Below are 20,627 nucleotides of genomic sequence, written 5' to 3' on the forward strand. Positions count from 1 at the left end.
GCACGGAGCATCGCGCTAGAGGTCCTTCGAGTCCATGCGTACGGAAACCCTTTCGATCACGACAAGGTGACGCCGCGATGAAGCCGAGCCTGTCAGCTCTTGTCGTCGTCGCCCTGGGTGATCAGCCGCGCTGCGCTGGCCGGTAAAATAGATCCATAGCCAGCTAAGCGAAACCGCCAGGCGATTGCGGAAATCGATCAGGAAATAGATGTGCGCGATGCCCCAGAGCCACCAGGCGAGCCAGCCGGTGAGCTTGATCCAGCCGAAGTCGATCGCGGCCGCCCGCTTGCCGATGGTCGCCAGGTCGCCGGCGTGCTTGTAGCGGAAAGGACGGGCTGCGATATCGCCGGCAAGCCGCGCCTTGATCGTCGCCGCAACATGCTTGCCCTCCTGCTTGGCGGAAGGCGCCACGCCCGGCACAGGCTTGCCATCCGGCCGCAAGACATGCGCGGTGTCGCCGATGACGAAGATCTCCGGGCTGCCTGGCACGGTGAGATCGGGCTCGACCAGCACCCTGCCCGCGCGATCGACCGGTGCCTTTAACCACTCTCCCGCGGGCGAAGCGGCAACACCGGCGGCCCACAGGATCGTGCGTGCCGGCAGATGTGTCGCCGAAGACGACACCCTCCGCGTCGAGCTTTGTGACAGGTCGGCCGAGCTCCACCGTGACGCCAAGCCGTTCCAGCGACGCCTTTGCGTAAGCGGATAGCTGTGGTGCGAAATTGGCCAGGATGCGGTCGCCGGCCTCGACCAGCACCACACGCGCCTGGCGCGTGTCGATGTTGCGGAACTCGCCGCGCAGCGTGTCATGCGCGAGTTCGGTGATGGTGCCGGCAAGCTCGACGCCGGTCGGCCCGCCGCCGACGATGACCAGCGTCAGCAGCGCCTGGCGCCTGGCGGGATCGGTCTCGCGCTCCGCCTGCTCGAAGGCGAGCAGGATGCGGCGGCGGATCGTCGTGGCATCCTCGAGCGTCTTCAGCCCTGGCGCGAACGGCTCCCATTCGTCATGGCCGAAATAGGCGTGGCGGGCGCCGGTAGCGAGCACCAGCGTGTCGTAGCCTATCGAACTGCCGTCCTCGAGCAGGACGCGTTTGCCGGCGCGGTCGACGCTGGTGACGGTGCCAAGCAGCGTGGTTACATCCTTGCGCTTGCGCAGCAGGTGACGGATCGGCCAGGCGACCTCCGAGGTGGCGAGCGATGTGGTCGCCACTTGGTAGAGCAGCGGCTGGAACAGATGGTGGTTGCGCTTGTCGATCATGGTGATGCGTACCGGCGCACCGTTCAGTGCGCGGGTCAGTTCGAGGCCGCCGAACCCCGCGCCTACAACGACGACATGATGCCTGTTTTCGCTCATCATCCCACCTCGCGGCATAAAAAGTACCACATTTATGTAGGTATTTTTGTGCGCTGCAACAACGTCGCGGCGAGCGAGACCTATGCCTCGGAGTCGTCGCGCGGCGTCGTGAATGCACATGTCGCCGGGACAAAGGCAGGTATAGCGTGAAATGAAACCATGGGAGCCAAGCATGGCCGACAATCTCGACGACGACCCGGCGCAATACGCTTCGCCACCCTGTTTCATGCATGAGCTCGATCCGGAATACCGGGCCCCGCTCACCGAATGGGCCGATGTCCGGCGCTGGCGCAAGGCGGAACGCGAGAGATTGATCGGCGCTCGGCTTGCGGTCTCGGCGGATGTCCGCGCGGCCATGTCGACGCGTATTGCCGAAGGTCTCGACGCACGAATCGGCGACATCGCCGGCCGCATGGTCAGCCTCTACTGGCCGTTTCGCGGCGAGCCGGATTTGCGCGGCTGGATGGCGGCGGTCAATGCGCGCGGCGGGCGCACCGCCCTACCCGTGGTGATCGAGAAAGGCCAGCCTTTGGTGTTCCGGGCCTACAAGCCGGGCGACCGTTTGGACAAAGGTGTGTGGAACATTCCGATCCCTGCCGAAGGTGAACCGGTGCTGCCGGACATCGTCATTTCACCGATCGTCGGCATCGATCCCGGCAATTATCGTCTGGGCTATGGTGGCGGTTTCTTCGACCGAACGCTGGCCGCCATGCCATTCAGGCCATTGGTCATCGGCGTCGGTTACGACTTGCAGCGCATTCCAACCATCTATCCGCAGCCGCACGACATCCCGATGAGCGAGGTGGTGACGGAGGTTTAGGGCCGAGAGCTACTGGCTGGCTCTTGTGCCTTTTTTGATTGGCCAAGATTTGCTTTGCACCCAGTCTCCGATCTTGATAGATTTGGACGTTGGGGGAATATAAGATGTTTGGTACATCGGCGCCTTACGTCATTACGGTTTTAATGTCGGTAATTACGTGGGTTCTGTCTACGTATTACGAACACATAAGCACCACGCCGTATCTGCGCTATGAGACAAGTGAAAATGGCCGCGATGCTTCGCCGCCATATATGGTATACCGCTTCACGAATGTGTCTCCAAAAGTTAGAATATCTGATGTCACTTTGGGACTTGACTGCCCTGGCGACGATGAATGCTTTGGTACCCCGGGATCCGACATAAATACCTATGCGCAGATGTTGAAAGTGCCACCCTGGGCTATGACCGAGGGCATCTTGCCTAATTCGCTCAGCATAGCTCAAAAGATCGACCTGCCAGCCGGCACGGCATTTGAAATACGAGCTGTTCTTAGGTCGAAAGATGTGGAACCAGTACTCTATTTCCAAAGTAAAAAGGAAGATCAAAAAATTGATTTAAAGTTGGTAAGAAGCTGGTCCCTGGACACGATTCTTGCCAACAATTTTTTGGGAATCGTATCCGCTTTGTGGGTACTTTGCTGTGTTATAATATTTATATCATACAAGAATGCAAATACCTCTGGTAGTCAAAAGGCGGCGCAGGATATCAACCTTAAAATAACTAGGGGATGATAATGATTTCGCGGCTTTCTTTAATAACGTCTCTTTTGTTTGTGATTTTAAGTGACGTTGCGTCAGCAAAAACGATTACTGTTTCGATCGCTGTGATGACGAACGGCAAACCGTCCGTTGGGGTGCCGGCTCACATATACAGGAAGACTGCCTCGACCTCGGAGCAATTGATTACCGATACGGATGACGAAGGAAAGGCTGCCATACCGGAGGCTGTCTGTTCGGCCGATGTACAATATCGAGTGGAAGCTTTGCTTCCCATACGCTTTCCGCAAGGTCGTCTGCGTTGGGAGTCTTGTCGGATAACCGGACAGATCGTGTTTCTGCTTACGCCCTCCGGAATTTCGAAGAACACAGAACGTTTTCTCAGTGGACAGATTCCCGATGGATGGGTTGTTCCCCAAGGCTACGAACCTGTTTTCGCAGAACTGAGAGAGGCGGTCGCTAGTGAGCAGTGGGGGGCTGCCGCGAAGCTCAGTTCGCAGCTCGCCAACCAATATCGATCGGCAGGTCGCAAGGACGAGGCGAACACTTTCGCTGAGATAGCGCTTGCAGGAACGGCGAGCTATGCCATCTCTCAGCTCCCCGACAGCGATGCCATTGATACGTTTTTGAAACCCAAGAACCCCAACGCAACATTTGACAGCGAAATCCGGTTGTCACCGTTTGCCAAGAAGGCAGTCGTCGAGTTTCAAAAGTCTCGTGGGCTACCTACCGACGGCATTGTCGGATGGCAAACGATGGGTCGCCTGCCCGGAGGCGCAGGCTACACATTACCTGACGTTGCGGTCGTTCCATTCGAGAATCTGGTCGTCAAGCCGAATACTTGAGGGATATGGATTCCTATTGAGGTGCGCCTCGCCTCTATCTTTTTGCCCTCGGCATTGGAGTTGCCTCAAGGCTCTGTGCATTCAGGCCATTTCCGGCCGCAATCCCACTGCTGTGCGATCGACGATCTCGCGCAACGCGAAGGACGAGTTGATTTTCGTCACATGCGGCATCGCCGACAGCCATTCCTTGTGGATGCGCTCATAATCGACGAGATCCTTGGCCGCGATGCGCAGGATGTAATCGTATTCGCCCGACATCAGGTGGCAGGACAGCACATTCGGACAGCGCTTGATCGCCGCCTCGAAATCCGACAGCGTCTTCTCGAACTGGCCTGACAAAGATATATGCACGATCGCCGTCATCTGATGGCCTAGTGCTGCGTTGGAAAGCCTGGCGTGATAGCCGCGGATGGTGCCGGCTTTCTCCAGATTATCGAGCCGGCGTGAGCAAGCCGATTGCGACAACCCGACCTTCTCGGCAAGCGCCGCGTTGGGTATCCGGCCATCCTTCTGCAGAGTCTCCAGAATGGCGATATCAATCCTGTCGAGCGGCATTCTTCGTGATTCCTGCGAATTTGGTGACCTTTTACGCAACGATTAACGAAGACCGGCTCCTGCCGCAAGTGCATTCGCAAACACATACGGAACGATTCATGGTTGACTGCGCTTACTGCGTGTCGCCCGAAATCGCGTGGCGGTTTCGAGGCTGACGGCATGTCGAATGACAGGGAGAGTGCCCTTTAAAGGGCCGTACAGGAGAACAAAATGCGCGTCGGCTGCCCCAAGGAAATCAAGAACCATGAATACCGCGTCGGCCTGACGCCCGGCTCGGTCCGCGAATATGTCGCGCACGGCCATGAAGTGCTGGTCGAGACCGGCGCCGGCGCCGGCATCGGCGCTGACGACAACGCCTATCGCGCTGCCGGCGCCACCATCGCCAAGACCGCGGCCGATGTGTTCGCCAAGTCTGACATGATCGTCAAGGTCAAGGAGCCGCAGCCCGATGAATGGGTGCAGCTGCGCGACGGCCAGATCCTCTACACCTATCTGCACCTGGCTCCGGATCCGGAGCAGACCAAGGGCCTGCTCGCTTCGGGCGTCACCGCCGTCGCTTACGAGACCGTGACCGACGATCGCGGCGGCTTGCCGTTGCTGGCGCCGATGTCGGAAGTCGCCGGCCGCCTGTCGATCCAGGCCGGCGCGACCGCGCTGCAGAAGGCCCATGGCGGTCGCGGCGTGCTGCTCGGCGGTGTGCCCGGCGTGCTGCCCGGCAAAGTCACCGTGCTCGGCGGCGGCGTCGTCGGCCTGCATGCGGCCAAGATGGCGGCCGGCCTCGGCGCCGACGTCACCATCATCGACCGTTCGATCCCGCGCCTGCGCCAGCTCGACGACATCTTTGGCGGCCGCGTCCACACCCGCTACTCGACCGTCGAGGCGCTGGAAGAAGAATGCTTCTCGGCCGATGTCGTCATCGGCGCCGTGCTGATCCCTGGTGCCGCGGCGCCCAAGCTGGTGACCCGCGAAATGCTGTCGGGCATGAAGAAGGGCTCGGTGCTGGTCGACGTCGCCATCGACCAGGGCGGCTGCTTCGAAACCTCGCATGCCACGACCCATGCCGACCCGACCTATGAGGTCGACGGCGTCATCCACTATTGCGTCGCCAACATGCCGGGCGCCGTGCCGGTCACCTCGGCGCATGCGCTGAACAACGCGACGCTGCATTACGGCCTGCAGCTTGCCGACAAGGGCCTGAAGGCGCTGGTCGACGACCACCATTTGCGCAACGGCCTCAATGTCCATAAGGGCAAGATCACCAACCGCGCCGTCGCCGAAGCGCTTGGCTACGAAATGGTCGAGCCGAAGGTGGTGCTGGTCGCCGCCTGACGGTCGACTAGAACTTTTCCTCCTGTCGCGCCCGCCGGTTCGTTCCGGCGGGCTTTTTCTTGCGCCGGAGAACTAAAAACAAAAAAGCGGAGCAAAAGCCCCGCTTCCTCGATGTTGCGACCTGCCGCCGGTTCATCCGCGGTCGGCTAATCATCAACGATTACTGTGTAGCGCAGTAGTACGACGAGAATACGACAGTCATGACGAGATGCGCCTGGCCCGATCCCGCCCGCATTATCCACTGAATGTGAAATGCTTCACATTCGATCGGTCGGGAAGACGCCTACACCCTCACTGTTACCTGGCGGCCTGAGCTGCTTGCCGGTGCCGGCTCAGCCGGCCCGGACAGCGCTCGCCAACAGCTTCTGTCGCAGACCTTCCCAACGGCCCGCCCGACCATCGGCGGGCCTTTTTTGGGAGATCAGGCCCGGTCGATACGGCACTGGTAGCAGTTGTTCCGCGCCGAGCGGACATGGATGTAGGCGATGTCGTCACGCGCAAACAGCGTCTGCGCCCGCGCGGCGATCTCGCCTGTCGGCGTGACGGCGCCGCTGCCATAGACGATGCGGTCGTCCTTGCCGTAACCGCGCACGATATAATCGCTGCTCGCCAGCATCTCCGGCAGTGCATCCACTTCCGCGGCACGCTCGCATTCCTCGGCATGCAGGAAGAGCGGACCGGTCTCGGCGTAGGGTTGAAGTTCGGGAAATGGCCGGTAGGCGACGATGAGATAGAGTCACCCGCGGCAACGTTCTTCATGCAATGCCGGCACGGCACACCGTCGCCGTCGGAAACCCTGTGTTCAGGCGTGCGGCCATAGGCGTCGGGCCCTCCCCGCTGCAAGGCGCGAACAGTTTCGGTCGGCAAGGCTTTGAACTGGATCGACATGGCAAGGTCTCCGATTTCGATGACCGGAAACTATGCCTTGGGAGCAGCGCCTCCCACCCGATTCCTGCTGCGTCGGCGCAAGCAGAAATTCCTGACCGTAACCGAAGTATCGAACGCATAGGCCGGCACGCCGAATTGAGTGGCTAGGGCCGCATCACGCTTGCCGAACGCTCGACGAAGGTCATCGGATGCACGACTTCCTTCTTCTGCGCCACGGGCGTGAAACCGAGCTTCTGGTAGAGCGGCAGCGCCGCCGGATGATCGAGCGTGCAGGTCTGCACGGTGACGCGCTTCGGCCCATGCGCCCAGGCGGCCGAGATGGCAGCACCCAGGAACCAGCGGCCGATGCCCTGGCCGAACGCGTGCTCCATCATGCCGAAATAGGCGAGCTCGACTTCTTCGGGCAGATGCGGCTTGAGGTCGAAGAAGCCGGCCGGTGCGCCGTCGAGGTAAAGCACCCTGATGTCGCGGTCCTCGCGATGCAGCCCGGCTGCGAGTTCCTCGTCGCTCAAGCGCAGCACATTGACCCAATGCCATTTGCGCCCGACGCGATCCATCAGATAGCGGTAGAAATGCAGCGGGATGTCTTTCGTTTTCAGCAGCGCGATCTGGCGGTTGTAGGGGACGGATGGGGACACAGCGGGCGCTGCGTGCATCTCCAGGAATGTGACCGTGACCTCGATATCCTTCAGCGCACCGTTTTCCATCATTTACTCCCCGTCGCCACCGGCGTGTCGCTGAGACCGCCCCATTCCGTCCATGAACCGTCGTAAAGCCTGTTGTCGGTGTGGCCGAGCGTCTCCAGCGCCAGCGTGATCGCGGCGGCGGTGATGCCCGATCCGCAGGAGGTGACCACCGGCTTCGACAGGTCAATGCCGGCATCCTCGATCACTTTGCGCAGGCGGTCCTTGGACAGCAACTCGCCATTCTCGCCAAGCGCGGTGATCGGGACATTGTGGGCGCCAGGCATATGGCCGGAACGCACGCCGGCACGCGGCTCGGGATCTGTTCCGGCAAAGCGTCCGGCGGAGCGCGCATCGGCGATCTGGCTTGCGCCGCTGCCGACCACCCGGCGCATCTCATCGAGGCTGACCACCCGGCCTGCGTCGAAATCGGCATAGAAGACACTGGGCGCGATCCTGGTCGGTTCCGCCGTCACCGGCCGCCCTTGCGCCTTCCAACGATCGAAGCCGCCGTTCAGGATGTAGACCTGGAAGACGCCCATGACGCGGAACATCCACCAGGCGCGGGGTGCTGAAAACAGGCCGGGACCGTCATAGACGACGATCGTGTCGTCGGCCGACACCCCCATCGAGCCGACATACTGCGAAAAATATTGCGGCGACGCCAAAGTGTGCGGCAGCTTGGAATCGGGATCGGAAACAGCATCCTGATCGAGGAAGCGGGCGCCGGGGATATGGGCTGCCTCATATTCGGCGCGCGCGTCGCGCTTTTGCGCCGGCAGATACCAGGAGGCGTCGATGATGGTGAGGCCGGGCTCGCCCAGCCGCTTCTCAAGCCAGTCGGCGTCGACGATAAAAGGACTGTCCTGCGCCATTCTTTTCTCCTGCCCGATTAGAGCGCTTCATCGTTTCACGGAAACGTCGAACCGCTCTATCTGTTTGTTTTGGCGCAATTCCGGACGGAAAACCGTTTCATACTTGGAATTGCTCTAGTTCGCCGGCATCGGCCCGAAGCGGATGCGGAAACGCCGGTTCTCGCGGCCCTTCTTTTCGATCTTGCCGATATGGATCTCGCCGACTTCGCCGGTGCTCTTCACATGCGTGCCGCCGCAAGGCTGGCTGTCGATGATGGCATTCTCGCCGATGCAGACCAGGCAGAATCTTGCCGGTGCCGACAGGCGGTCGCACGTTCTTGGATTTGACCAGGCCTGGATTGGCGGCGAGTTCCTCGTCGGTGATCAGTCGGGTGAAGACCGGATGATCGGCGCGCACCAGTTCCATCAGCCTGGCCGTCACATCTTCCTTGGTGAAGCCGGTGTCCGGGATATCGAAGTCGACACGGCTATCGTCCTCGGCGACCGCTGCTCCGGTGATCGGAAACGGACAGACGACGGTGAGCAGGTGGCAGGCGGTGTGCATGCGCATCAAGAGGTGCCGCCGTTGCCAATCGACTGCGAGTTTCAGCTTTTCGCCCATCACGGGCAAGGCCTGCTCCGGCGCCGGCACATGGATGATCTCTTCCTTGGTCTCGCCGGTGATGGTGGCGGCAATCGCGATCCGGCTGCCGTCGGCGCGCTCGAAAAGCCCGGTGTCGCCCGGCTGACCGCCGGACGTGGCATAAAAGATCGTGCGGTCGAGAAGGATGCCACCACGGTCGTTGATGGCGACGACCGTGGCATCCGCCGCCTTGAGATAGGCGTCGTCGCGAAACAGCGCTTCGGTTTTTTGCGCCATCACGCCACCTTTTCGAACGGCACCGAAATGTCGGCCTTCTCTTCCATCCAGCCCGGTACCGGCAGGTTCTTCTCGCGCAGGAAGGCGGGATTGAACAATTTCGACTGGTAGCGCGTGCCGTAGTCGCAAAGCATGGTGACGATGGTGTGGCCAGGCCCGAGCTCGCGCGCCAGCCGGATGGCGCCGGCAATGTTGATGCCTGTCGAGCCGCCGACGCACAGCCCCTCTTCCTGGATCAGGTCGAAGACGATCGGCAACGCTTCCTCGTCCGGGATCTGGAAGGACAAGTCCGGTGTAAAACCTTCGAGATTGGCGGTGATGCGGCCCTGGCCGATGCCTTCGGTGATCGAGCTTCCGTCGGACCTCAATTCGCCGCTGGTGTAGAAGCTGTAGAGCGCGGCGCCCAGCGGGTCGGCGAGCGCGATCTTGATATTCTTGCTCTTGCCCTTGAGCCCCATCGCGACGCCGGCCAGTGTGCCGCCCGAACCGACGGCGGAGACGAAACCGTCGACCTTGCCATTGGTCTGGGCCCAGATCTCCTGCGCCGTCGTGCGGATATGGCCGTCGCGGTTGGCGACATTGTCGAACTGGTTAGCCCAGATCGCGCCATGCGGCTCCGACCGCGCCAGCTGCTCGGCAAGCCTGCCCGATAGCTTTATGTAGTTGTTGGGGTTCTTGTAGGGCACTGCCGGCACTTCGATCAGCTCGGCGCCGAGCAGCTTGATCGTGTCTTTTTCTCTTGGCTCTGGGTGTCGGGAATGACGATCACTGTGCGGTAACCAAGCGCCTTGGCCACCAGTGTCAGGCCAATGCCGGTGTTGCCTGCGGTGCCTTCGACGATGACGCTGCCCGGCTGCAAAAGCCCGCGCTGTTCAGCGTCGCGGATGATAAACAGGCCGGCCCGGTCCTTGACCGATTGCCCGGGATTCATGAATTCGGCCTTGCCGAGAATCTCGCAGCCGGTCGCTTCCGAAGCCTTGTGGAGTCTGATCAGAGGCGTGTTGCCGATAGCTTCGATCACAGAGCGGGGCATCAAGGGTTCCTTGTGTAGGTGCGTCGAGACCCTAGAAACCGGACGCCGCGGTTTCAAGGTAAGAATTTGCCTGGTCCAGTCGCATTCCGGACGCTGCAATGCGAGCGATCATTTCAGCAAGCAGCGCATAGGTGCTCTTTCCATTCGATTTTTTCAGCGCTCCATGTATTTGTTTAAACGCAATCCCGGACGGAGGGTTACGGCGGAGTCGCCGAACTTAACCGCTCACACTTTTCCTGGAATTGCTCTAAAGCAGGCCCGGAGATTCACAGAGCATCACATGACACTTTACCGGGCCAATCCGAAGGACGGTGTCGCCTGGATCACGGGCGCCAGCAGCGGCCTTGGTCGCGCGTTGGCCAAGGATTTCGCCAATCAAGGCTACGCTGTCGCGGTTACCGCGCTGCCGGACGACCCTGTCGACACGCTGCTCGTCGAGACTGCGCAGATGCCCGGGCATGTGAAGTCGTTTCCTTGCGACGTCACTGACGAGCACGGCATGGCGCAAACGGTCGCCGCGATCGAACAGGATATGGGGCCGATCGTGCTCGCCGTCTTCAACGCCGGCAACTACATTTCGACCCCCGGCGAAAAACTGGTCGTGCGCGATTTCCACCGCTCCTTTGCTGTCAACTATTTCGGCATCGTCAATGGTGTGGTGCCCGTGGTGGAGCGCATGCGGGAGCGCGGCCGCGGTCATGTCGTACTGGTCGGATCGGTCACCGCCTATTCCGGCTGGCCGACCACGGCCGCCTATGGCGGCACCAAGGCGGCGATCAACATCCTGGCCGAGTCGCTCAAATACGACTTCGACAAGATGAATATCCGCGTTCAGGTTATGAACCCGGGCTTCGTCGACACGCCGCTGACGGAAAAAAATCAGCTGCCGATGCCGGGACTGATGCCTGTGCACCGTGCCTCGAGGCGCATGGCGCGGGGCATCAGAAGAGGTGGCTTCGAAGTCACCTTCCCCTACCACATAAGTTGGCCCTTGAAGCTGCTTGCCCTGTTGCCGCGGCCGATCGGCCGCTTCGTCATCGGCCTGACCACCAGCTGGTGGGGGCGGCCGTTGTTTTTCGATCGCAAGCCGCCGCAGAAAAAAGGCTCGTCCCCGGATCAGATGAGATAAGCCGGCGGAACAGCGATTGCCTGCCTGCTGGGGCGGCCATAGGTTGAGAATCATTGCTTGGAGTTTGCGATGGGGCGACGGATCGTGCTTGCGGTGCTTGGCCTTGCCATCATTCTGGTCACAGGCTTCTTCCTTGGCCCGCGCGTGCCTGTCGACACCACCATCCGTTTCAACCCTTCGGTAATCGGCGACGATCCGCAAGCCTATCTGGCGCGTGAAGAAGCGGCGGTGCCTCACATCCGCGACGGGCTGGACAAGGAGATCATCTGGGTGAATCCGATGGTTCATGCCAAGACGCCCTTGGCCATCGTCTACGTTCATGGCTTTTCCGCCTCGAAGGGTGAGGTCCGTCCTTTGCCGGACGATGTCGCGGATGAATTGGACGCCAACCTCTACTACACCCGCCTGACCGGCCACGGTCAGGACGGGGCCGCCATGGCCGGGGGCAGCGTCAATGCCTGGATCAACGACTATGAGGAGGCATTGGCCATCGGCCGGGCGATCGGCGACAAGGTGATCGTCATTTCCACCTCGACCGGCGGCTCGCTGGCGGCCTGGGCCGCCACACAAGCCGGCGCTTCCGATGGTGTCGCGGCAATCGCTTTCATCTCGCCGAATTTCGGCGTCCAGGCCTCCGGCGCCGAGATCCTGACCATGCCCTGGGGCAAGCAGATCGCCGAGCTTGTCGGCGGCAAGGAGCGCAGTTTTACCCCGCACAATGCGCTGCATGAAAAGCTCTGGACCACCAAGTATCCGATGGCTGCGCTGCTGCCGATGGCGGCGCTCACCAATCTTGCCTATGGGGCGCCGGTCGAAAAGGCGACGATCCCTGCCCTGTTCATCTTTTCGGATTCCGACAAGGTCGTGCGGCCCGACCGCACGCGGGAGATCGCAGGACGTTGGGGCGGCCCGCACGAATTGGTACCGGTTGACGACACCGGCGATCCCGACAACCACGTCATCGCCGGCGATGCGCTGTCGCCGCAGACAACGGCCTTCCTCACCGAGCGTATCGTGGTGTGGGTGAAGGCATTGATGCAACAGCAATCAAGCCAATAAAATGAAAAACGGCCGGAGCAATGCTCCGGCCGTTCCTTTTGGTCTCTTGCCCTGCTGGGACTTAGGCTGCCCGGTTGGCTGGGCGCTTGCCGCCGAAGCGGCGCTTGTTGTTGCCCTTGAAGCGCTTGGTTCCGTCCGGCTTGCGCTCGCCATTCGGCTGCGCGCCGGCCGGGCGCTCGCCACCGGGCTTGCCGCCAAAGCGCTGCTTGCCGGCGCCATTGGCAGGACGGCGCCCGTCGCGTCGGCCGCCATGATGCTCGCGGTCGTTCGCCGGCTCGAAATGACGCTCGTTCTTTTCAGCCGGATTACGCTGCGGATCCGGGCTGCCGAGATGGTCGGCAACGATCGGCAGCTTGGTGCGGATGATGCGTTCCACTTGGCGCAGCTTGGCGTTTTCCGACGGATCGCACAGCGTGATCGCGATGCCGTCCATGCCGTTGCGGCCGGTACGGCCGATGCGGTGGACATAGCTTTCAGCCTCGTCCGGCAGGTCGAAATTCACGACATGGCTGATGCCTGGGACATCGATGCCGCGCGCCGCGATGTCGGTCGCGACCAGAATGTGCACCGAGCCCTCGCGGAAATCGTTGAGCGCCTTCTGGCGCGCATTCTGCGACTTGTTGCCGTGAATGACGGCCGCCTTGAAGCCATCGCGCTCGAGGTCCTTGGTCACCCGGTCGGCGCCATGCTTGGTGCGCGAAAAGATGATGACGGATTTCATCGCTTCGTCGGCCAGCATCTTGGACAGCACTTGGCGCTTCTGCTTGGTGCGGGCGAAGACCACGCCCTGCACGATCTCGGCCGCCGCGGTGCTTTGCGGCGAGACTTCGATGCGAACGGGGTTCTTCAAGAGGCCCTTGGCGAGCTCAGCGATCTCGTCCGGCATGGTGGCCGAGAACAGTGCCGTCTGGCGATCAGGCGCGGTCGCCTTGGCGATGCGCTTGACGTCGTTGATGAAGCCCATGTCGAGCATGCGGTCGCCCTCGTCGAGCACCAGCCATTTGGTGTCGGAGAGGATCAGGTCGCCCTCGCGCACCAGGTCGGTCAACCGTCCAGGTGTGGCGATGAGGATGTCGACGCCGGGAGCAACCTTCTTCACCTGGCTGAAGCGCGAGACGCCACCCAGCACGAGTGCCGTCGAGACATGCGCGCCCTTGGCGAGGATCTTGATGGTGTCCTCGATCTGCACCGCGAGTTCGCGGGTCGGCGCCAGGATCAGCGCACGGGTCGTCTTGGCGCGCCGCTTGGTGCCGAGCGCGATGATCTTCGACAGGATCGGCAGCGCGAAGGCGGCCGTCTTGCCGGAGCCCGTCTGGGCGATGCCGAAAATGTCGCGGCCTTCCAACTGCGGCGGGATCGCCTGCATCTGGATCGGCTTCGGCTCGGTGAAGCCGGCGTTGTGGGTGGCCTTGAGCAGCGCACCCGTAATTCCCAGCGCGGCGAAACCGGTGAGTTCCGCGGTGTTGCCGGGCCCAGTGTCCTTACCGGACAAAGTGTTTTCGTTGGTCAAAATAGTCTTCTTTCACGCGACCCGTGGCCGCAAACATCGAAGCCGGCAGGGCGCAACCTGCCGTCGAAAAAAAATCATATGAAACGACAAGGCGGGCGGACGATAACGTCCACTCGGCTGCGCTGTCGTGCCCGCGAGCATCATGCCACGGGGCTTTTCGCCACTTTGTGATGTACCGGAATGAGGGCCGATATATCGGAAAGAGGGAAAACAGACGCAACCAGTCTCATTTGTCGAGAAGGCCGGAATCTCCCGGCCCAAGCGCCTATGGGCTGCATATGGCTGAGTTCGCCTCGGAATGCAAGGGGTATCATGTTGCAGTGCAGCAAGACGAGAGCGTGTGAGCCGCTTGCGCTCCCCCTTGCCCGCGATTACCACAAACGACCCAATCCGTTTTGAGGCCATCGATGAAAGACGTGCTGAAGGAACTCGAGCGCCGCCGCGAGGTCGCCCGCATGGGCGGCGGCAAGGACCGCATCGAGGCGCAGCACAAGAAGGGCAAGCTCACGGCCCGCGAGCGCATCGAGATCTTCCTCGACGAGGGCTCATTCGAGGAGTTCGACATGTATGTCGAACACCGCTCGACCGATTTCGGCATGGAGAAGACCAAGATCGCCGGCGACGGCGTCGTCACCGGCTGGGGCACGGTCAACGGCCGTCCGGTCTATATTTTCGCCAAGGATTTCACCGTGTTCGGCGGTTCGCTGTCGGAGGCGCATGCCGAGAAGGTGATCAAGGTCCAGGAGATGGCGCTGCGCAACCGCGCGCCGATCATCGGCCTGTACGACGCCGGCGGCGCCCGCATCCAGGAGGGCGTGGCGGCACTTGGCGGTTATGCCGAGATTTTCCAGCGCAATGTGCTCGCGTCCGGCGTCATTCCGCAGATTTCGCTGATCATGGGGCCTTGCGCCGGCGGCGACGTCTACTCGCCCGCCATGACCGACTTCATCTTCATGGTGCGCGATACGTCCTACATGTTCGTCACCGGACCAGACGTGGTGAAGACGGTGACCAACGAGACGGTCACGGCGGAAAGCCTTGGCGGCGCTTCCGTGCATACCACCAAATCCTCGATCGCCGACGGCGCTTACGACAACGACGTTGAAGCGCTCCTGCAGATGCGGCGGCTGGTCGATCTTTTGCCGGCATCCAACACCGCCGAGATTCCCGAAATCGAATGCTACCAGTCGGTCACTGACCATGACATGTCGCTCGACCGTCTGATCCCGGACAACGCCAACAAGCCTTACGACATCAAGGAGCTGATCCTGAAGGTCGCCGACGAAGGCGACTTCTTCGAGATCCAGCAAAACTTTGCCAAGAACATCGTCACCGGCTTCGGCCGCGTCGAGGGCCGCACAGTGGGCTTCGTCGCCAACCAGCCGATGGTGCTGGCCGGCGTGCTCGATTCCGACGCCAGCCGCAAGGCGGCGCGTTTCGTGCGCTTCTGCGACTGTTTTTCGATCCCGATCGTCACCTTCGTCGACGTCCCGGGCTTCCTGCCCGGCACGGCGCAGGAATATGGCGGGCTGATCAAGCATGGCGCCAAGCTCTTGTTTGCCTATGCCGAGGCGACCGTGCCGAAGATCACCGTGATCACCCGCAAGGCCTATGGCGGCGCCTATGACGTGATGGCTTCAAAGCATTTGCGCGGCGACATGAACTATGCCTGGCCGACGGCGCAGATCGCGGTGATGGCGCCCGCGGCGCGGTCGAGATCATCTATCGCAAGGACATCCGTGATCCGGAGAAAATCGCAGCCCATACAAAGGCTTACGAGGATCGCTTCCTGTCGCCCTTCGTTGCTGCCGAGCGCGGCTATGTCGACGAGGTGATCATGCCGCATTCGACCCGGCGCCGGGTGCGCGCGCGCTGCGCATGCTGCGCAACAAGGACATGCAGAACCCCTGGAAGAAGCACGACAACATTCCGCTGTAAGGGCGGCTTCTTACCAATCGAACAGGACCCACTTTGAGCCCTATCCTCGTAGTCAGTTTTCCGGCGATCGGCGATTTCATCCGCTCGCATTCGGCGATCCGGATCATCGCCGAAAAGTTTCCGGACCGCCCGATCGACGTCGTCACCTCGTCCATCGCCGCTCCGCTTGCCGGCCTGATGCCGCATGTCCGCAAAAGCTGGACGCTGAACAAAAAGAAGCGCCAACTCGGCCTGGCCGACCGTCGCCGCCTGGCCCACGACCTTCGCGCGGAGAACTACGGAACAGCCTATCTGCTGACCAACACAGCGAAGGCGGCCTTTATACCTTGGCTGGCGCGTATCCCCGAGCGCATCGGCTACCCGCGTGAATTCCAGTTTGGCCTGCTCAATCGCTTTCCAGCCGACTGGTGGCGTCAGTTGCCGCTGTTGGGCGAAAGGCATCCGCGTCTCTACGAGGAGGTCTGCGCCGTCGCCACGCTCGCCAGCGCAGACGTGCCTGTCGAGGGCTGGCCAGCACCGCAGCTTATCCTTCCACCGGAACGCGTCGAGGAGTGGCGCCGCCGCAGCGGCATCGATCAGACCAGGCCGGTGCTGGCGCTGTACGCTTCCGCCTTCGAGGATCGACGAGTGTGGCCGATCGAGCGCTTTATTGCTGTCGCCTCGGACTATTTGAAGCGCGGTTGGTCTGTCTGGATCATCGGCGCGACACGCGAGCGCGAGGCGGCGCGAACGATCCGCGCCGCCGTGCCGGAAGTCGTCGACTTGACATCCACGCCGCTGCTTATCGATGCCATGTGCCAGATCGCGGCCTCCACCGCGTTCCTTGGCGTGGATGGCGGCCCCGCCCATGCCGCCGCGGCGCTCAACATTCCGAGCGTGCTTATCTTCAGGGCCAACCATGCTTTTGAGGGCTGTCCGGTGAACCGTGGCGTGCGGTTTGTCGAGCCGCCGATTTCGACACCGAGCCGGGTCGAAGGCACGCTTGGCATCAGCGTCGATCAAGTGCTCGAAGCGCTTGAAGACACGTTGCGGGCCGCCGATCGCGCGCGGGGCACCTGAGGCTATTCGTCCCGAGCCGCACCGAAGCCTGCGCCTATGCCGGCACGGGCCGCCTTTGTCTAAGGCGTCGCGTGGTTGTCGATGCGCATCTGGAAAATGAAATAGGTCGGCGAGCAGAAGCCGATGCCCTTGACCTTCGCGAAGTCGAGTGCAGCGAGGATGCGTGGATCATCGACGATGGTGACGGGTCGGTCGGCGGCATGCGCCGACCGCGCAACGGACACGGCCATGACGAGCGCGGTGAAAGGGCCAGCAAGACGTCTCATCGAAGGTTCGGTTGGCTTTCGACCAGATCGCGCAACACCGAAACTATAGTCATCGGCAAATCCTCGGCGATCAGTCCCGGCCCGAAGCGGCTGCCCGCCTCGGCGTGGATCCACACACCGGCGCAGGCCGCCTCGAAGGCCGGCATGGTTTGGGCAAGCAGGCCGGCGATGATGCCGGCCAGAACATCGCCCGAGCCGGCGGTGGCGAGCCAGGCGGCGCCGTTGCTGTTGATCGCCGCGCGACCCTCCGGGGAGGCTATCACGCTGTCGGCCCCCTTGTAGACGATCACCGCATTGGCGCGCTGCGCGGCAGCTCGCGCTTTGGCGAGTTTGGACAGGCCCTTATCGGTCGCAATGTCGGGGAACAATCGGCCGAACTCGCCCTCATGCGGCGTCATGACTAGTGCTGGAGCATCCGGTTTGCTGGCGGCATCGAACAGCGTCGAGCCGAGGTTCCGGAAAGACGTGATGCCATCGGCATCGAGCACCAATCCCTCGACGCCGCCTTCCTGCCGTGTCCTGCCGAGCACGGCGAGCGCGAAATCGCGCGCTCTGTCGCCGACACCAAAGCCGGGGCCGAGGACAAAGCTCGACGATCTGCGATCGCCGAGAAAGTCGTGCACGTCCTCGATAGCATCCGTTTTGCGCAGCATGATCGATGTCAGATGCGCGGCATTGACCTGCATGGCATTTCCTGGCGACAGCACGGTCACCGCCCCTGCCCCGCTTCTCGCGGCGGCAAGCGCGGCCAGCCGTGCCGCGCCTGTCGCCGACGGCCCGCCGGAAAAGACGCCGACGTGGCCGCGTTTGTATTTGTGCGCATCGATTGCCGGGACCGGAAAATCCCCGAGCCAGAACGCCGGTTTGTTTTCGAACGTGCGCGGCGCAACGCGAGCGATGATATCGTCGCCAATGCCGATATCAGCGACCACGATCTCGCCGCATCGCGCGCGGCCGGGCAAAAGCAAATGGCCAGGTTTCATGCGCGCGAAGGTCACGGTGACGGCAGCACGAAAGGCCGCGCCAAGACTATCGCCGCTTTCGCCTGAGACGCCCGACGGCAGATCGACCGCGACAACCGGGAGGTCGAGCCTGGTCGCGATCTCGATAGCGCGCTCGGCATCGCCTGACAACGGCTTCGATAACCCGGCGCCGTAAAGTGCATCGACAACCAACGAGCGGGGCTCCGCTGTGAAGGCCGACAGTGGCCGCCGTTTCAGAGTGCATTCGGCAGCGGCAAGCGCGGCATCAGTGCCTGACCGCGGCTCACCCTCGGCCCAGACCGTGACGTCGATACCGGCCTCGGCCAGCAGCCGCGCCACGACATAACCATCGCCGCCATTGTTGCCGGGACCGCACAGCACATGCACCTTTATCGCCGCCGGATAGCGCGCCAGGACGATCGCCGCGACCGCCTCGCCGGCGCGTTGCATCAGCCCATAACCATCGAGCGGGCCGGCCGCGATCGCCAGCCGGTCGGCTTCGGCCATTTCGGTTGGGGAAAGAAGTTCATTGCGCATGGGATTGCCGATCTTCATGCGATCAAGCATTGTCCAGTTTCAGGTTCGAAGCAAACCGTTGCGTCCGCTATTGCCAGCCAAAGATGGACGTGTCCGGGAGGAGGCCTGCCTGCGAATTGCGCTTTATGCCTATTTTTTGCGCACGTTTTGGGAGGGGCGATGCGTGAGGTTCAGGCGTCCATGACGCATCCAGCGCCGTGGATGGCGCGAATTTGCAACGCGGTACGGCGTGGGGTTGGAATCGCCCTACCCTGCCTTTCAGGCCTTGGATTGGCACGCTTCGTGCTTGATGGAGGCGCAAGCGGGGCTCACAACCCGACTCTTTGGCAGTGGAGGCCACTTTTTACATGAAAAAGATCGAAGCGATCATCAAGCCATTCAAGCTGGACGAAGTGAAGGAAGCGCTTCAAGAGGCCGGACTGCAAGGCATCACCGTCACCGAGGCCAAGGGTTTCGGACGTCAGAAGGGCCATACCGAGCTCTATCGCGGCGCCGAATATGTCGTCGACTTCCTGCCCAAGGTGAAGATCGAAGTGGTGCTCGGCGACGAGGCTGTCGAAGGCGCCATCGAGGCGATCCGCAAGGCGGCGCAGACGGGCCGTATCGGCGACGGCAAGATCTTCGTCTCCAACATCGAGGAAGTGGTGCGCATCCGTACCGGCGAGACCGGCATCGACGCCATCTGACCCCAACCTCCAACCCATTCCAGATGCCATCACACAGGGAAGAAACAATATGACGACAGCCAAAGATATCATGAAGCAGATCAAGGACAACGACGTGAAGTTCGTCGACCTGCGCTTCACCGATCCGCGGGGCAAGCTGCAGCATGTGACGATCGATGTCGTCGAGGTCGAGGAAGACATGTTCGCCGACGGCGTCATGTTCGACGGCTCCTCGATCGCCGGCTGGAAGGCGATCAACGAGTCCGACATGGTGCTGATGCCGGATACCGATACCGTCCACATGGACCCGTTCTTCGCCCAGTCGACCATGGTCATCCTGTGCGACATCCTCGATCCGATCTCGGGCGAGGCCTATAACCGCGATCCGCGCGGCACGGCTAAGAAGGCCGAGGCCTACATGAAGGCGGAAGGCATCGGCGACACGATCTATGTCGGTCCGGAAGCCGAGTTCTTCGTGTTCGACGACGTCAAGTACAAGGCCGATCCCTACAACACCGGCTTCCGGCTCGACTCGACCGAACTGCCGTCCAACGACGACACGGACTACGAGACCGGCAATCTCGGCCATCGTCCGCGCATCAAGGGCGGCTATTTCCCGGTGCCGCCGATCGATTCGTGCCAGGACATGCGTTCCGAAATGCTGACCGTGCTCTCCGAGATGGGCGTGCGCGTCGAAAAGCATCACCATGAGGTGGCGGCCGGCCAGCACGAACTTGGCATCAAGTTCGACGCGCTGGTGCGCAACGCCGACAAGATGCTGATCTACAAATATGTCGTGCACCAGGTCGCCAATGCCTATGGCAAGACGGCGACCTTCATGCCGAAGCCGGTGTTCGGCGACAATGGCTCGGGCATGCACGTCCATATGTCGATCTGGAAGAACGGCAAGCCGACCTTTGCCGGCAACGAATATGCCGGACTGTCGGAGAACTGCCTGTTCTATATTGGCGGCGTCATCAAGCACGCCAAGGCAATCAATGCCTTCACCAACCCGCTGACCAACTCCTACAAGCGCCTGGTGCCGGGTTACGAAGCGCCGGTGCTGCTCGCTTATTCGGCGCGCAACCGCTCGGCGTCGTGCCGCATTCCGTTCGGCTCCTCGCCGAAGTCGAAGCGCGTCGAGGTCCGCTTCCCCGATCCGGGCGCGAACCCCTATCTTGGCTTCGCCGCGCTGCTGATGGCCGGTCTTGATGGCATCAAGAACAAGATCCATCCCGGACAGCCGATGGACAAGGATCTTTATGACCTGCCGCCGAAGGAACTGAAGAAGATCCCGACCGTCTGCGGCTCGCTGCGCGAGGCGCTGCAAAGCCTCGACAAGGACCGCGGCTTCCTGAAGGCCGGCGGCGTCTTCGACGACGACCAGATCGACTCCTATATCGAGCTGAAGATGGCCGAGGTCATGCGCTACGAAATGACCCCGCATCCGGTCGAGTTCGACATGTATTACTCGGTGTGAAGACCGAACTTCTTCTCATCGGTGACAAAAAGAACCCCGGCTTT

Annotated in this window: 15 protein-coding genes and 5 pseudogenes; 10 read left to right on the forward strand and 10 right to left on the reverse strand. The window is 61.7% G+C overall.

Translation table 11 applies throughout. The features are described 5' to 3' along the window. Positions 1 to 92: 92 nt before the first annotated feature. A pseudogene (locus ACVDG8_RS00810) lies at positions 93 to 1,354 on the reverse strand (NAD(P)/FAD-dependent oxidoreductase). Between the two features lie 172 nt (positions 1,355 to 1,526). Between ACVDG8_RS00810 and ACVDG8_RS00815 the strand changes: the two are divergent. The 3 genes from ACVDG8_RS00815 to ACVDG8_RS00825 all read left to right on the forward strand — a co-directional run bounded on the left by ACVDG8_RS00815 (position 1,527) and on the right by ACVDG8_RS00825 (position 3,735). Beyond that, positions 1,527 to 2,174, forward strand: a complete 648-nt coding sequence (locus ACVDG8_RS00815) for a 5-formyltetrahydrofolate cyclo-ligase (RefSeq protein WP_447253008.1) — start codon at positions 1,527 to 1,529, stop codon at positions 2,172 to 2,174. A 104-nt stretch (positions 2,175 to 2,278) separates the two neighbouring features. Further along, positions 2,279 to 2,905, forward strand: coding sequence for a hypothetical protein (locus ACVDG8_RS00820; RefSeq protein ID WP_447253009.1), 627 nt, complete (start codon positions 2,279 to 2,281; stop codon positions 2,903 to 2,905). Between the two features lie 2 nt (positions 2,906 to 2,907). After that, entirely contained in the window at positions 2,908 to 3,735 is an 828-nt protein-coding gene (locus ACVDG8_RS00825) for a peptidoglycan-binding domain-containing protein (protein WP_455707486.1), read from the forward strand. A gap of 81 nt (positions 3,736 to 3,816) precedes the next feature. On the opposite strand, the gene ACVDG8_RS00830 is transcribed toward ACVDG8_RS00825, so the two are convergent. Further along, positions 3,817 to 4,290, reverse strand: coding sequence for an Lrp/AsnC family transcriptional regulator (locus ACVDG8_RS00830; RefSeq protein WP_371012060.1), 474 nt, complete (start codon positions 4,288 to 4,290; stop codon positions 3,817 to 3,819). A 210-nt stretch (positions 4,291 to 4,500) separates the two neighbouring features. On the opposite strand from ACVDG8_RS00830, the gene ald reads away from it, so the two are divergent. Beyond that, positions 4,501 to 5,619 carry an alanine dehydrogenase gene (gene ald, locus ACVDG8_RS00835; RefSeq protein WP_447253011.1) on the forward strand — a complete coding sequence of 373 codons (1,119 nt, stop codon included), beginning with the start codon at positions 4,501 to 4,503 and terminating at the stop codon, positions 5,617 to 5,619. 421 nt (positions 5,620 to 6,040) lie between these two features. Here the strand turns inward: ald and ACVDG8_RS00840 are convergent. The 5 genes and pseudogenes from ACVDG8_RS00840 to ACVDG8_RS00860 all read right to left on the reverse strand — a co-directional run bounded on the left by ACVDG8_RS00840 (position 6,041) and on the right by ACVDG8_RS00860 (position 9,957). Then, positions 6,041 to 6,507 (reverse strand): annotated as a pseudogene (locus ACVDG8_RS00840) (DUF1203 domain-containing protein). A gap of 143 nt (positions 6,508 to 6,650) precedes the next feature. Next, positions 6,651 to 7,214, reverse strand: a complete 564-nt coding sequence (locus tag ACVDG8_RS00845; RefSeq protein ID WP_447257195.1) for a GNAT family N-acetyltransferase — start codon at positions 7,212 to 7,214, stop codon at positions 6,651 to 6,653. Further along, on the reverse strand, positions 7,214 to 8,065 hold the full coding sequence (sseA, locus tag ACVDG8_RS00850; RefSeq protein ID WP_447253013.1) for a 3-mercaptopyruvate sulfurtransferase: 852 nt from the start codon (positions 8,063 to 8,065) through the stop codon (positions 7,214 to 7,216). Before sseA ends, ACVDG8_RS00845 begins: the two co-directional genes overlap by 1 nt. A 114-nt stretch (positions 8,066 to 8,179) precedes the next feature. Beyond that, positions 8,180 to 8,924: pseudogene (locus tag ACVDG8_RS00855) on the reverse strand (alanyl-tRNA editing protein). After that, positions 8,924 to 9,957: pseudogene (locus ACVDG8_RS00860) on the reverse strand (cysteine synthase A). The pseudogenes ACVDG8_RS00855 and ACVDG8_RS00860 overlap by 1 nt, the downstream one beginning before the upstream one ends. Before the next feature lie 280 nt (positions 9,958 to 10,237). Here ACVDG8_RS00860 and ACVDG8_RS00865 point away from each other — a divergent pair. Together ACVDG8_RS00865 and ACVDG8_RS00870 are read left to right on the forward strand one after the other, a co-directional pair. Then, on the forward strand, positions 10,238 to 11,086 hold the full coding sequence (locus ACVDG8_RS00865; RefSeq protein ID WP_447253015.1) for an SDR family oxidoreductase: 849 nt from the start codon (positions 10,238 to 10,240) through the stop codon (positions 11,084 to 11,086). 69 nt (positions 11,087 to 11,155) lie between these two features. Continuing rightward, entirely contained in the window at positions 11,156 to 12,145 is a 990-nt protein-coding gene (locus ACVDG8_RS00870; protein WP_447253016.1) for an alpha/beta hydrolase, read from the forward strand. A 61-nt stretch (positions 12,146 to 12,206) separates the two neighbouring features. On the opposite strand, the gene ACVDG8_RS00875 is transcribed toward ACVDG8_RS00870, so the two are convergent. Continuing rightward, positions 12,207 to 13,655, reverse strand: coding sequence for a DEAD/DEAH box helicase (locus ACVDG8_RS00875; RefSeq protein ID WP_447253017.1), 1,449 nt, complete (start codon positions 13,653 to 13,655; stop codon positions 12,207 to 12,209). Positions 13,656 to 14,062: 407 nt separating this feature from the next. Between ACVDG8_RS00875 and ACVDG8_RS00880 the strand changes: the two are divergent. Next, a pseudogene (locus tag ACVDG8_RS00880) lies at positions 14,063 to 15,593 on the forward strand (acyl-CoA carboxylase subunit beta). A 33-nt stretch (positions 15,594 to 15,626) separates the two neighbouring features. Then, positions 15,627 to 16,652, forward strand: a complete 1,026-nt coding sequence (waaF, locus tag ACVDG8_RS00885) for a lipopolysaccharide heptosyltransferase II (protein WP_447253019.1) — start codon at positions 15,627 to 15,629, stop codon at positions 16,650 to 16,652. 59 nt (positions 16,653 to 16,711) lie between these two features. Here the strand turns inward: waaF and ACVDG8_RS00890 are convergent, their stop codons facing one another. Further along, on the reverse strand, positions 16,712 to 16,918 hold the full coding sequence (locus tag ACVDG8_RS00890; protein ID WP_447253020.1) for a hypothetical protein: 207 nt from the start codon (positions 16,916 to 16,918) through the stop codon (positions 16,712 to 16,714). Next, positions 16,915 to 18,438 (reverse strand): NAD(P)H-hydrate dehydratase, encoded by a 1,524-nt coding sequence (locus ACVDG8_RS00895; RefSeq protein WP_447257196.1) that lies wholly within the window; start codon positions 18,436 to 18,438, stop codon positions 16,915 to 16,917. The genes ACVDG8_RS00890 and ACVDG8_RS00895 overlap by 4 nt, the downstream gene beginning before the upstream one ends. Positions 18,439 to 18,785: 347 nt before the next feature. Here ACVDG8_RS00895 and ACVDG8_RS00900 point away from each other — a divergent pair, with 347 nt between their 5' ends. Beyond that, positions 18,786 to 19,124 carry a P-II family nitrogen regulator gene (locus tag ACVDG8_RS00900; protein ID WP_018428041.1) on the forward strand — a complete coding sequence of 113 codons (339 nt, stop codon included), beginning with the start codon at positions 18,786 to 18,788 and terminating at the stop codon, positions 19,122 to 19,124. 49 nt (positions 19,125 to 19,173) lie between these two features. Further along, positions 19,174 to 20,583, forward strand: a complete 1,410-nt coding sequence (glnA, locus tag ACVDG8_RS00905; RefSeq protein WP_447253021.1) for a type I glutamate--ammonia ligase — start codon at positions 19,174 to 19,176, stop codon at positions 20,581 to 20,583. Positions 20,584 to 20,627 lie beyond the last annotated feature (44 nt).

Source organism: Mesorhizobium sp. ORM8.1, from assembly GCF_053005525.2.